Source organism: Streptosporangium sp. NPDC053982 (assembly GCF_055585205.1).
In genome coordinates, this window is the sequence record NZ_JBVJKQ010000011.1 from 22,389 (window position 1) to 34,511 (window position 12,123).

A 12,123-nucleotide genomic window follows, 5' to 3' on the forward strand; every position below is an offset into this window, starting at 1 on the left:
ACCGTGATCCGAGGGGAGCGCGAGCGTGAACACGCGTGAGAACGGTTCCGGGGAGGAGCCGGTGATCCGCGACAACCGCAAGATCGATCCGGAGACCGGAGAGGCACGCGGCCAGGCCGAGCGTGAGCAGGCCGAGCGGGCGGCACAGGCGGGGGAGGCGGGTGGAGCCGGACAGGCCGCCTCCGCCGCGGCCGACGGCCTGGCCTCGGCCGAGCTGGCCGTCCAGCTCGGCGAGCGCACCGCCGACCTCCAGCGTCTCCAGGCCGAATACTCCAACTACCGCAAGCGGGTCGACCGCGACCGGGCCATGGTCAAGGAGCAGGCGGTGGCCGGCGTGCTGTCCGAGCTGCTGCCGGTCCTCGACGACATCGGCCGGGCCCGCGACCACGGGGAGCTCACCGGCGGCTTCGCCAAGGTGAGCGAGTCGCTGGAGGCGGTCGCGGGGAAGCTGGGACTGAGCGCCTTCGGCGTCAAGGGCGACCCGTTCGACCCGACGGTGCACGAGGCGCTGATGCACAGCTACTCACCCGACGTGGCCGAGCCGACCTGCGTGGAGATCCTGCAGCCGGGCTACCGGATCGGTGAGCGCGTGCTGCGGCCCGCCCGGGTCGCGGTCGCCGAGCCCGAGGAGCCCTCCTCCGGCGACGCGGCCGGCGCGGGCGACAACTGAACACACCCCCATTCCCTTTGATCGAGAAGGAAAGCGATGAGCACCAAGGACTACCTGGAGAAGGACTACTACGCCGTCCTTGGTGTGCCGAAGACCGCCACCGCCGAAGAGATCAAGAAGGCGTACCGGAAGCTGGCCAGGCAGTACCACCCGGACGCCAACCAGGGCAAGACGGAGACCGAGGAGAAGTTCAAGAACGTCTCCGAGGCCTACGACGTCCTGTCCGACACCAAGCGCCGCAAGGAGTACGACGAGGCGCGGGCGCTGTTCGGATCGGGTCTCGGCGGTTACCCGGGGGGCGGGGGGGCCTCCCGCGGTGGTGGCGGCTTCGCCTTCGACCTGGGTGACCTGTTCGGCGGCACCCAGCAGGGCACCGGGGAGCGCATCGGCGACCTGTTCGGGGGTCTGTTCAACCGGGGCGGCACCGCCCCCCGGACCGGCGGGACCACCACCAGGGCACGGCGCGGCCAGGACGTCGAGTCCGAGGTCACGCTCTCGTTCACCGAGGCCGTCCAGGGCACCACCGTGTCGCTCCGGCTGACCAGCTCCTCCGCCTGTACGGCGTGCGGCGGCACCGGCGCCAAGGCCGGGACCACCCCGCGGGTCTGCCCGACCTGCGAGGGCACCGGCGCGGCCAGCCGCAACCTCGGCAACTTCGCCTTCTCCGAGCCGTGCCGCGACTGCAAGGGCCGCGGCCTGCTGGTGGACGACCCGTGCCCGGTGTGCGAGGGCAGCGGCCGGGGCAAGAGCACCCGCACGATCCAGGCGCGCATCCCCGCCGGGGTGGCCGACGGCCAGCGCATCAAGATCAAGGCCAAGGGCGCCCCCGGCGAGAACGGCGGCCCGGCCGGCGACCTGTACGTCCAGGTCCACGTCAAGCCGCACGCGGTCTTCGGCCGGACCGGCGAGAACCTCACGGTCACCGTCCCGGTCACCTTCACCGAGGCCGCACTCGGCGCGGAGATCAAGGTGCCCATCCTCAAGGGGATGCCGGTGACGCTGCGCATCCCCGAGGGCACCCCCAACGGCCGGACCTTCCGGGTGCGGGGCCGGGGCGTGACCCGCAAGGACGGCACCAAGGGCGACCTGCTCGCCACGGTCGAGGTCCTGGTGCCCCAGCACCTGGAGGACAAGGCCAGGGGCGCACTGGAGGAGTTCCGCGACGCCACCACGGGAGGCGACCCGCGGGCCGAGCTGATCCAACAGGCCAGAAGCGAGTAGCCATGGAAGCCAACTACTTCGATCTGTCGGACGACACCCCCGTCTACGTCATCTCGGTGGCCGCCCAGCTGTCGGGCCTGCACCCGCAGACCCTGCGGCAGTACGACCGTCTCGGCCTGGTCAGTCCGGGCCGTACGGCCGGCCGCGGCCGCCTGTACTCCACCCGCGACATCATCATGCTCCGCGAGGTCCAGCGGCTCTCCCAGGAGGAGGGCATCAACCTCGCGGGCATAAAGCGGATACTGGCGCTCGAGAACGAGGCGATGCGGCTGCGCGAGGAGAACCACCGCCTCCGCGCCGAGACGACCATGATCCGCGCGCTGATCCGATACCAGTTGCCACCCGCCTGACACTCCACGAACGAGGGCCGGGGGGATCTTTCGCCGCGCCGTGCCCCGGCGCGGTACAGAACGCCTGAACGGAGTTGGGCGATAGCCATGGATTACAAGCTCACGCAGAAGAGTCAGGAGGCGGTCTCCGCCGCCATCAGGCGCGCCGCCGCCGAGGGCAACCCGGAGGTCGCCCCGGCCCATCTGTTCACCGCGCTGCTCTCCCAGACCGGCGGCACCGCCGTACCGCTGCTGGAGGCGGTCGGCGCCGACTGGAAGCAGCTTCGCACCGAGGCCGAGAAGCAGCTCGCGGCCCTGCCGAAGGCGCAGGGCGCCACGGTCAGCGCCCCGTCGAGCTCCCGGCAGCTGCTGACCGTGCTGAACACCGCGGCCCAGCGGGCGCGCCGGCTGGAGGACGAGTACGTCTCGACCGAGCACCTGCTGGTCGGCCTCGCCACGGACGGCGGGCCGGTCGCCGAGCTGCTGAAGTCGCGCGGCGCCACCCCGAACGCGCTGCTGGAGGCGTTCGAGAAGGTCCGCGGGCACGCCCGGGTGACCAGCGAGACGCCCGAGGACACCTACCAGGCGCTGGAGAAGTACGGCGTCGACCTGACCGAGCGGGCCAGGGCCGGCAAGCTCGACCCGGTGATCGGCCGCGACTCGGAGATCCGCCGGGTCGTGCAGGTTCTCAGTCGCCGGACCAAGAACAACCCGGTGCTCATCGGCGAGCCCGGCGTCGGCAAGACCGCCGTGGTGGAGGGCCTGGCGCAGCGCATCGTCGCCGGCGACGTGCCCTCCAGCCTGCGCGACAAGCGCCTGGTCTCCCTCGACCTGGGCGCGATGGTCGCCGGCGCGAAGTACCGCGGCGAGTTCGAGGAGCGCCTCAAGGCCGTGCTGAGCGAGATCAAGGAGAGCGACGGCCAGATCGTCACCTTCATCGACGAGCTGCACACCATGGTCGGCGCGGGCGCGGCCGAGGGCGCCATGGACGCGGGCAACATGCTCAAGCCGATGCTGGCACGCGGCGAGCTGCGGATGATCGGCGCCACCACGCTGGACGAGTACCGCGAGCGCATCGAGAAGGACCCCGCGCTGGAGCGGCGCTTCCAGCAGGTGTACGTCGGCGAGCCCACCGTCGAGGACACCATCGCGATCCTGCGCGGGCTCAAGGGCCGCTACGAGGCGCACCACCAGGTGCAGATCTCCGACGGCGCGCTGGTGGCCGCCGCCGCGCTGTCCGACCGCTACATCACCTCCCGGTTCCTGCCGGACAAGGCGATCGACCTGGTGGACGAGGCCGCCTCCCGGCTCCGCATGGAGATCGACTCCCGCCCGGTGGAGATCGACCAGCTCCAGCGGAACGTCGACCGGATGAAGATGGAGGAGCTGGCCCTCGCCAAGGAGACCGACGAGAGCAGCCTCCAGCGGCTGGAGCGGCTCCGCAAGGAGCTGGCCGACCGTCAGGAGGAGCTCAACGCCCTGGTCGGCCGCTGGGAGCGGGAGAAGGCCGGCCTGAACCGCGTCGGCGACCTGAAGAAGCAGCTCGACGAGACCCGCGGCGCGGCCGAGCGGGCGCAGCGCGACGGCGACTTCGAGGCCGCCTCCCGGCTGATGTACGCCGAGGTGCCCAGGCTGGAGGCCGAGCTCGCCGAGGCCAGCGCGGCCGCCCAGCCGGAGAGCGCCATGGTCAAGGAGGAGGTCGGGCCGGACGACATCGCCCAGGTCATCTCCTCCTGGACCGGCATCCCCGCCGGCCGGCTGCTGGAGGGCGAGACCGCCAAGCTGCTCCGGATGGAGGACGAGCTGGGCAGGCGGCTCATCGGCCAGGGCGAGGCCGTCCAGGCCGTCTCCGACGCCGTACGGCGGGCCCGCGCGGGCATCTCCGACCCCGACCGGCCGACCGGCAGCTTCCTGTTCCTCGGCCCCACCGGCGTCGGCAAGACGGAGCTGGCCAAGTCGCTGGCCGACTTCCTGTTCGACGACGAGCGGGCGATGGTCCGCATCGACATGAGCGAGTACGGCGAGAAGCACAGCGTGGCGCGGCTCGTCGGCGCCCCGCCCGGCTACGTCGGCTACGAGGAGGGCGGCCAGCTCACCGAGGCCGTGCGGCGCAGGCCGTACACCGTGGTGCTGCTGGACGAGGTCGAGAAGGCCCACCCGGAGGTCTTCGACATCCTGCTGCAGGTGCTCGACGACGGACGGCTCACCGACGGCCAGGGCCGGACGGTCGACTTCCGCAACGCGATCCTGATCCTCACCTCCAACATGGGCTCGCAGTTCCTCGTGGACCCGAAGCTGGACCGGGAGACCCAGCGCAAGGCCGTGATGGACGCGGTCCGGGGCGCGTTCAAGCCGGAGTTCCTCAACCGGCTCGACGACGTGATCATGTTCGACGCGCTCGGCATGGAGGAGCTGTCGAAGATCGTGGACCTCCAGGTGGCGCATCTGGCCAAGCGGCTCGCCGACCGGCGGATCGCGCTGAACGTGACCCCCGCGGCGCGCGACTGGCTGGCGCTCACCGGCTACGACCCGCTGTACGGCGCCCGCCCGCTCCGCCGCCTGGTGCAGACCGCGATCGGCGACAAGCTCGCCAGGGAGGTTCTGGCCGGGAAGGTCCAGGACGGCGACGAGGTCACGGTGGACGTGGCCGAGGGCAACGACGCCCTGACGGTCTCGCCGACGGTAAGGGCATGACCACCGTTGCCCGGCGACGGTAAGGGCTTCACCACCGTTGGGTGAAGCCCGCCCCGGGTGCGGCCCCCGCTGGATACGTTCGGCACTCGTCCGGCACGAGAACGAACGACAGGGGGACGTGCATGATGAACCCATCACGGAAGATCCAGGGCATCCTCGCGGTGGCGACGCTCACGGCCGGCGTGACGTGGCTGTCGACCTCTCCAGCCGGTGTGTCCTGGCTCGGGGCGGTCCCGGCCTCGGCCGCGGCCTGCCACGGCTCGGCGGCGTACGGGCCCGAGGGGCCTGGAGGGGCTGAGACGCCCACGGGCACGGCCGGGGTCGCCGGGGTCACGGCGACCGCACCGGAGGGGACCCGGGTGACCGGGATCGCGGCGACCGGGCCGGAGACGTCCCCGGCGGCCGGGGTCGCGGTGGCGGCGCCCGGGACGGCCGGGACCGCCGGAACGGCCGTGGCCGGCTGTCAGGACACGGCCGGCACGCGGGTGGCGGTCATCCCGTCGGGCGTCCCGGTGTTCGTCCCGACGGGCGTCCCGGTGGTCTTCGGCGGACAGGCCGGGGCCGCGCCGATGAGCGCGGAGCGGATCGCACGGATCGCCGGCCTGCCGGGCCTGTCGCAGGCGTCGGGTGTGGCCGGCTTCACCGACACCGCGGGCGTCGCGGGGGGCGCGGGCCTGTCCGTGCGGCCGGATGCGGCGGCCGCAGGGGTCACGGAGACGACGGCGACCGCACAGACCGCGGAGACCGCGGCGGGGACGACCGCAGCCGCGGAGCATGTCGTGGAGCACCTGGCCGCCGGGCCGCTGCCCGCCGCGCCCGACCTGCCCGGCCTGCCGTCCACCCCGGACACCCGCTTCGACCGGGCTCCGGTTCCGGTGCGGCCGGCGCCGCCGGTCTCCACGGGCGCCGGCACGACCGGCGCCGCCGACCAGGCCGGGACCGCCGGCGCGCCGTCCGCTGACGCGCCGTCCGCCGGCGCGGGGCTGCCCGGCGCGCAGGCGGGCACCGGCACCGGGGAGTCGCTCCCGGCCTCGGCCGGGGACGCCGCGACCCCGGTCGGCGAGCTGCCCGCAGTGGTCGAGCGGGAGGTCACGCTCGTCGAGCGGGAGGTCACCACGACGGCGGAGACGCCCGCGGCGGACGACGACGAGACCCGGGTCTCCGGGGAGGACGGCGACGCCTCCACCGCGGAGGAGACCGTCCTCGGCGGAGGCGTCCAGCTCGGGTAGGAGCCATGCCCGGCCGCCGGAAGACTCCGGTAGGAGCCATGCCCGGCCGCCCGGAGAAGGGCCGCGACCCGTAAGCGGGTCGCGGCCCTTCTCGCGTCAGCGGGAGGCGTCCAGCAGCGCGTCGAGGTCGTCCTCGGGCAGACCGAGGTCCACCCGGATCCGATAGCGGGTGCGCAGCAGCGCGGCGTGCTCGCCGCTGCCCTCCGCCGCCTGCCGGGCCCCGTCGGTGGCCCAGACGTGGGCCTCCCGCAGGTCGCCGTAGGCGACGAGGGTCTCGGCGACGGTGAGCGCGGTGGCCGGGGTGCAGCCGCCGAGCCGGATCGCCTCGATCACCTCGCGCGCCTCGTCGGGCCGTTCGAGCTCGAAGAGGGTGTCGGCGATCCCCGCGCGGGGGTCGGCGCCCACCTCGCCGCCGTCGTCCACGGCCCGCTGGAAACAGTCGAGGGCGTGGGCGGGCTGACCGGCCTGCCGCCATTCCTCGCCGGCGAGCACGAGGATCGCCGCCCGCGAGACGTCCCCGGACACGTCGTCCTCGGCCAGCGCCTCCAGGCGCCGGGCGAGATTCTCGTGATCGTCGGCCAGAAGTGCCTGTTCAAGCAGCCGGTGCAGTTGCCCGTGTGTCACATACGCCACATCGCGAGAGTACCGAGCGACGCTCGACTTCGCCCGCACAACGGCAGGTATTTGTTATGCCACCCTCTGTGCATTATTAATTACAGTCTGCGTGTTTCTGGAGGAAATCGGGCATATGCCAGGCGATCCCGGCCCGAGAGGCGACCTCGTCCGAAGGAGCTGCGATGGGCATGTCCAAGCAGACCGCCTTCACGCTGACGTTCCTGCTCGGCCTCTCGGTGATCGTCCCGGGGTCCGCCGGATACCTCTCCGCGAGGATCGACGCGGTCGAACAGGCCCACCGCAGGCTCATGGCGCTGGAGAACCGGCTGCGCGAGGAGCGGCTCATCACCCCGGCCCGCCAGGAGTCGTGGCTGCGGACGCTCGCCGCGCCGGCCCCCTGCCCCGTCATGGCCCAGCCGCAGCCCCGCCGGAGGGGCGCGCCGATGAGCGCCGGACTCATCCCGGCGCCGGTCGAGGCCCTGGACCCGGTGGCCGTACCGCCCGGGGTCGTCCCCGGCCGGGCGTTCTCCGGGTCCGCGGCGAGGTCCGGCGGCAGGCACGGCGAGGTACGGCGCAGGCCGGCGACGCGCGAACGCGGGCACGGCGGACGGCGGGACCGGGAGCGCGCCGCCGTACCCGGGCAGGTGCGCCCGGACCGGCCACCCTCGTGAGACGCGCGGCGGATCGCGCGGACCTCCGGGCGGGCACGCCGGGATCGGCCGGACCCGGGACGCGGACGGCGGATCGCGCGGACCCCGGACGTGGGCGGCGGATCGCGTGGGCCTCCGGGCGGAGGCGCCAGGACCGGCCGCTCAGGCCGAGGCCCCCGCGAACTGGCGGTTGAGGTAACCCCGGATCAGGCTCTTGGCCTCGGCCACGATCTTCGGGTCACCGGCGGGGTCGCGCCGGAAGGCCAGTTTGAGCACCGCGTCCCCCGCCTCGACCCCGATCAGGATGGCCAGGTCGAGCTCCTCGCTGTCGGCCATGCCGTACTCCTGGAGGAGGAGACCGCGCAGCCGGCCCGCGATCACCGCGTTGTTGTCCGACGCGGGATCCAGCAGGTTGAGGTCGACCACGTCGCCGAACCGCAGGGAGCGGAACCCCGGGACGGTCCGGTGCATCTCGACGTACTCGTCGATGATCGCGTCGACGGCGTCCCACCAGCAGGCGTACTCCTCCGACAGGAAGCGCCGGCCGATGCGGGAGATGAAACCCTCCACGTGACGCCGGGTCACCGCCTGGGCGATGGCCCGTTTGTCGGGGAAGAACTGGTAGATCGAACCGATCGCGACCCCGGCGCGCTCCGCGATGCGGGTGGTGGTCAACGCCTCGTAACCGACTTCGTCGAGCAGGTCGGCACAGGCGTCGAGCATCCTCTCGACACGTCGCGCGCTCCTCCGCTGGGCGGGCCGGCGGCGCAGCGGAGCCTCGCCGGGCTCCTCGGCAGGCAGGATGGACATCCCCCCATCTTGCCCCTCCGTCACCGCCCGGTCAGGCCGTATCGGCCAATCACCGGATTTCCGCGGCCGGCCCGCGACACGACGGGCCTCCGGACCCTCGGACCTCCGCGCCTGCCGCGCCTGCCACGGCGCACGCGGCGGGCGCTCCGTACGGCCGGCTCGCCGTACGGTCAGCTCTCGGTGGCGGGGCCGGGCCGGGCGGACAGGCCCGCGCAGCCGCGCAGCCCCTTCCAGTCGGTCAGTGCCTGCTGCCGGGCGGGGCCGGTGAGCGGGACGGGGACGCCGCCCTGGATCGTGGCCGGGGTCCACTGGTCCTTCAGAACCTTGCGCCCCTGGATCGTCAGCGTGAGCACGCCGGTCCGGCCGGTCTGGGGACCCCAGTTGTAGAAGACGAAGTTGCCCATGCCGTAGTTGACGTAGGCGTTCTTCAGGTAGCCCCCGCCGAGCAGGATGTGCGCGTGGCCGCCGACGATCACGTCGGCCCCGGCCGCGACCAGCTTGGGCGCCAGGGAACGCTGGGCCTCGTTGGGGCACTTCTGCAGCTCGGTGCCCCAGTGGAGGTGGACGATCACCGTGTCGGAGGTACGGCGCGCCCTGCGCACCTCCTGGATCAGCCGGTCCTCCCGCTTGGCCGAGGCCAGGCCGCCCTTGGCGCCGAGCGCGGTCCAGGGCTGGATGAACTCGGCGTCCATCACCTGGGTGGCGCCGATGACGGCGATCCGGTTGCCGTTCACGGTCGTCCGCCAGGGCTTGTACGCCTGGGCCTCGGTCGCGCCGACGCCCACCACGGGGAACCTGGCGCGCCGGATCGCGGCCAGCGAGTCGGTGAGGCCGCTCTCCATGTAGTCCATGCCGTGGTTGTTGGCCATGGAGGCGACGTCCACCCCTGCGGCCTTCAGCGCGGTCAGCGCCGAGGCGGGGGCGCGGAAGGTGAACTGCTTGCCCGGAGCGGGGGTGCCGCCGGTGGTGATCGCGGTCTCCAGGTTGACCATCGCGACGTCGGACCGGCTGAGCACCTTGGCGATCGGGCCGAGCGCGGTCTGCGGGTTCGCGTTCAGCCGGGACCGCAGCACCCCCTCGAAGTGCACGTCACCGCCGAAGGAGATGGTGTACGGCCGGCGTTCGGGCTTGGGCGGGGCCGAGGAGGCGGGCTTCTCCGCGACGTCCGGCGTCGATGCGGGTTCCGGGGACGCCGACTGCGCCGCCGTACAGGCCGTGGAGAGCACGGCGGCGGCGGCGAGGGCGGCGACCGCCCCGAGTCGGCGGGGGAGGTAGATGTCCATCGGTATCCGAGGATGCCACCCCAGAGGCCATATCCGGCACAACCCGGCCGATGGAGTGTCATCTCCTCAAAACTTGCATGGCTCAAATATTTGAATGATTCCGGTTTTAGGGCACAGCGTGTGCCGCGTGGACGACAGGGACCGGCTTCGACGGGCTGGACTGCGGGTGACCGCGGCCCGCCTGGCGATCATGCAGACCGTGCGGGACGGCGACCACCTCGACGTGGACGCCATCCACCGGGGCGTACGGGAGCGGGTCGGCCAGGTCTCCCTGCAGGCCGTCTACGACTCCCTGCACTCCATGCAGCGCGGCGGGCTCCTGCGGAGGATCGAGCCTCCCGGCGGCCCCGCCCGGTACGAGACGCGGGTGGGCGACAACCACCACCATCTCGTCTGCCGGGAGTGCGGAAGGGTCACCGATGTCGGCTGCGCCGTCGGGCACGCCCCGTGCATGGCCCCCGTCTCCGACGCCGGATACCTGGTGAACGAGGCGGACGTCATCTACTGGGGCGTGTGCCCCGCCTGCCGTCCCGTTGAGGCCCGATGAGCCCGCGGGCGGGCGAGGCGGTATCCCCCTGCGCGTGACGTACGGACCGCGTGCCGACGGCGCCTCCGACGGGCCGCCGTCCAGTGGCCGCCTCGCCCAGCCGCCTCGCCCGGCCGCCCAGCACCGCCGTCCCGCACCGCCGTCCCGTACGGCCTCAGAGGTCGAACCGCCCGCCTTTCACCCCGTGAACGAAGGCGTCCCATTCCGTCCGGCCGAAGACGAGCACGGGGCCCTCGGGGTCCTTGCTGTCCCTGACCCCGACGCTCCGCCCCGGGAGACGTGCGATCTCCACGCAGTTCCCGTTGACAGTGCTCTGCCGGCTCTTTCGCCACGCCACCGCTGAAAGGTCGATCTGCGACAAAACCCAACCCCTTCTCCGGGAACACCACGAGGACTTCAAGGATGAGCACGCGCGCGAGAACGTGCAAGGCGTCGGCGGCGTGACGGGGAGCACGGCGCGTGATGCCGGCTCCGGCTCCGTCCCCCCGATCCTCCGTTCCCCGGCCCCGCCCGCGGGCAGGGTGATCCGGGGTGATCGCGTGAGGCGGCCCCCGGCCCCCGGCCTCCGGGCACCGGGACCGGTCCCGCCGAAGCGGGACCGGCTTCGGACTTCGCTAGAGGTCGAACTCCCCGTCCTTGACCCCCCCGACGAACGCGTCCCACTCGTCAGGGGTGAAGACGAGGACAGGCCCCGACCTGTCCTTGCTGTCACGGACGCCGACGCGCCCCCCGTCCAACGGCGCCACCTCGACGCAGTTGCCGTTCACAGCGCTCCTCCGGCTTTTCCTCCATGCCGCGGCGCCGAAATCTGTCGCATCCATATTCGTTCTTTCCGATGGCGGCACCCGGCGAGCCGCCGATGTACCGGAATCCTCATTTCCAGTGCCCTGCCGTTTCCGCGATCAGCCGCTGCGAAGCCGGCTCGTCGAGCGCGCGCTCCATGAGGTGGCCGAAGGCCCGCTCGTACCCGTAGACCATCTCCGCGTCCTCGACGTACCGCCCCCCGAAGAGGGACTCCAGGTAGACGATGTCGGGGAAGTCGGAGAAGGCGAGGTGCACGAACGGCCCCGTCGCCACCGGCGGCGGAACATTCTGGGGGAGGACGCGCATCTCCACGTGTTCCAGCTCCGAGACCTCGATCAGGTGGTGGAGCTGGTCCCGCATGACGCGGGCGTCGCCGTACTGGCTTCTCAGCACGGACTCGTTGAACACGACCAGGAGGGTCAGCGGGTCGTCGGAGTACAGCAGGGTCTCCTGCCGCCTTCTCCGCACCTCGACCCTGTCCTGGAGCCTGCTCGGCGGGACGTGGCCCGCGTGCTGGCCCACCGCGTTGACCGCCCAGGCGTACGCCTCCGTCTGAAGCAGGCCCGGCATGACCTGGGGTTCCCAGTTCCGCGCCACGGTCGCCTCCGCCTCCAGCCCGATGAGCGTCGTGTAGTCATCGGGGAGGGAGGCGGCGTATCTCTCCCACCAGCCCTTCGACTCGGCGTCACGGCGCAGGCCGATCAGCGTCTCCCGAAGGACTCCTTCCACCTCGTAGACGTTCGCGAGCGCCTGGACGTCGGCCTCCTTGGCCAGCGTCTTGGCGTTCTCGATGCGGCTGACCTTGGCGGCCGACCACTTCAGCAGGAAGGCCACCTCGTCGCCGGTCATGCCCCGGTCCTCACGGATCCGGCGCAGTTCGAGACCCAGGCGACGCCGGCGGAGGGGGGGACTGCCGCGCTCCGGCATCCCGGTCTCCTCGTCATCTCGGATGGATGGAGTCAATGCCCCTAGCAGGGATGATCTGAATGGTAGTGCAAGTTGCATGGATCATTGCAGTGCATTTATAGAAGTTTGTTACTTCTTTCCTTACGCCAAGCCTTGCAGGCAAATCTGTGCTGAGCGACCATCGAAGCAGGAAGATTTCGAGAGGACCGACGGGGGAGCCACCGAGCCCACGGTGAGGCGGTCCGCGGGCCTCTCACAGGGCGCGGCCTTCGGAACCCGCGCCTTCCGACGGCAACGGCGCCGCCCTCAGCCACCGAGGAGACATGGGAGGCCGCCAGGACGACAACGGGGATCATCGCGACGTT

13 protein-coding genes are annotated in these 12,123 nt (G+C 72.1%); 7 read left to right on the forward strand and 6 right to left on the reverse strand.

What is annotated here, in order from left to right; all coding sequences use genetic code 11:
* Positions 1-25: 25 nt before the first annotated feature.
* The 5 genes from grpE to ACZ6W9_RS20795 all read left to right on the forward strand — a co-directional run bounded on the left by grpE (position 26) and on the right by ACZ6W9_RS20795 (position 6,143).
* The gene (grpE, locus tag ACZ6W9_RS20775) at positions 26-670 is read left to right on the forward strand and encodes a nucleotide exchange factor GrpE (protein ID WP_389966568.1); all 645 of its coding nucleotides are present in this window, start codon (positions 26-28) and stop codon (positions 668-670) included.
* Positions 671-706: 36 nt separating this feature from the next.
* The gene (gene dnaJ / locus ACZ6W9_RS20780; RefSeq protein WP_362938870.1) at positions 707-1,891 is read left to right on the forward strand and encodes a molecular chaperone DnaJ; all 1,185 of its coding nucleotides are present in this window, start codon (positions 707-709) and stop codon (positions 1,889-1,891) included.
* 2 nt (positions 1,892-1,893) lie between these two features.
* Positions 1,894-2,241 carry a heat shock protein transcriptional repressor HspR gene (locus ACZ6W9_RS20785; RefSeq protein ID WP_362938873.1) on the forward strand — a complete coding sequence of 116 codons (348 nt, stop codon included), beginning with the start codon at positions 1,894-1,896 and terminating at the stop codon, positions 2,239-2,241.
* Positions 2,242-2,328: 87 nt separating this feature from the next.
* Positions 2,329-4,914 carry an ATP-dependent chaperone ClpB gene (clpB, locus tag ACZ6W9_RS20790; protein WP_389966575.1) on the forward strand — a complete coding sequence of 862 codons (2,586 nt, stop codon included), beginning with the start codon at positions 2,329-2,331 and terminating at the stop codon, positions 4,912-4,914.
* A 122-nt stretch (positions 4,915-5,036) separates the two neighbouring features.
* Positions 5,037-6,143 carry a hypothetical protein gene (locus ACZ6W9_RS20795; RefSeq protein WP_470119128.1) on the forward strand — a complete coding sequence of 369 codons (1,107 nt, stop codon included), beginning with the start codon at positions 5,037-5,039 and terminating at the stop codon, positions 6,141-6,143.
* A 96-nt stretch (positions 6,144-6,239) separates the two neighbouring features.
* On the opposite strand, the gene ACZ6W9_RS20800 is transcribed toward ACZ6W9_RS20795, so the two are convergent.
* Positions 6,240-6,776, reverse strand: a complete 537-nt coding sequence (locus ACZ6W9_RS20800; protein ID WP_362938882.1) for a hypothetical protein — start codon at positions 6,774-6,776, stop codon at positions 6,240-6,242.
* A gap of 170 nt (positions 6,777-6,946) precedes the next feature.
* Between ACZ6W9_RS20800 and ACZ6W9_RS20805 the strand changes: the two genes are divergently transcribed.
* Positions 6,947-7,429, forward strand: coding sequence for a hypothetical protein (locus tag ACZ6W9_RS20805; protein WP_389966582.1), 483 nt, complete (start codon positions 6,947-6,949; stop codon positions 7,427-7,429).
* Positions 7,430-7,570: 141 nt separating this feature from the next.
* Here ACZ6W9_RS20805 and ACZ6W9_RS20810 read toward each other — a convergent pair whose 3' ends face one another.
* Both ACZ6W9_RS20810 and ACZ6W9_RS20815 read right to left on the reverse strand, forming a co-directional pair.
* Positions 7,571-8,218 (reverse strand): TetR/AcrR family transcriptional regulator, encoded by a 648-nt coding sequence (locus ACZ6W9_RS20810; protein ID WP_389966585.1) that lies wholly within the window; start codon positions 8,216-8,218, stop codon positions 7,571-7,573.
* Between the two features lie 170 nt (positions 8,219-8,388).
* Positions 8,389-9,501, reverse strand: coding sequence for a CapA family protein (locus ACZ6W9_RS20815; protein WP_362938890.1), 1,113 nt, complete (start codon positions 9,499-9,501; stop codon positions 8,389-8,391).
* A gap of 127 nt (positions 9,502-9,628) precedes the next feature.
* Between ACZ6W9_RS20815 and ACZ6W9_RS20820 the strand changes: the two genes are divergently transcribed.
* A complete protein-coding gene (locus ACZ6W9_RS20820; RefSeq protein WP_470119131.1) occupies positions 9,629-10,048 on the forward strand; it encodes a Fur family transcriptional regulator in 420 nt (139 codons plus the stop codon).
* A 154-nt stretch (positions 10,049-10,202) separates the two neighbouring features.
* Here ACZ6W9_RS20820 and ACZ6W9_RS20825 read toward each other — a convergent pair whose 3' ends face one another.
* From ACZ6W9_RS20825 to ACZ6W9_RS20835, 3 genes are read right to left on the reverse strand one after another with little or no spacing between them, the layout of a single operon-like run.
* Positions 10,203-10,760: a DUF397 domain-containing protein gene (locus ACZ6W9_RS20825; RefSeq protein WP_470119133.1), complete on the reverse strand. Its 558-nt coding sequence runs from the start codon at positions 10,758-10,760 to the stop codon at positions 10,203-10,205.
* Positions 10,663-10,869, reverse strand: a complete 207-nt coding sequence (locus tag ACZ6W9_RS20830; RefSeq protein WP_362938899.1) for a DUF397 domain-containing protein — start codon at positions 10,867-10,869, stop codon at positions 10,663-10,665. The genes ACZ6W9_RS20825 and ACZ6W9_RS20830 overlap by 98 nt, the downstream gene beginning before the upstream one ends.
* 52 nt (positions 10,870-10,921) lie before the next feature.
* On the reverse strand, positions 10,922-11,779 hold the full coding sequence (locus tag ACZ6W9_RS20835) for a helix-turn-helix domain-containing protein (protein ID WP_389966594.1): 858 nt from the start codon (positions 11,777-11,779) through the stop codon (positions 10,922-10,924).
* Between the last annotated feature and the right edge of the window lie 344 nt (positions 11,780-12,123).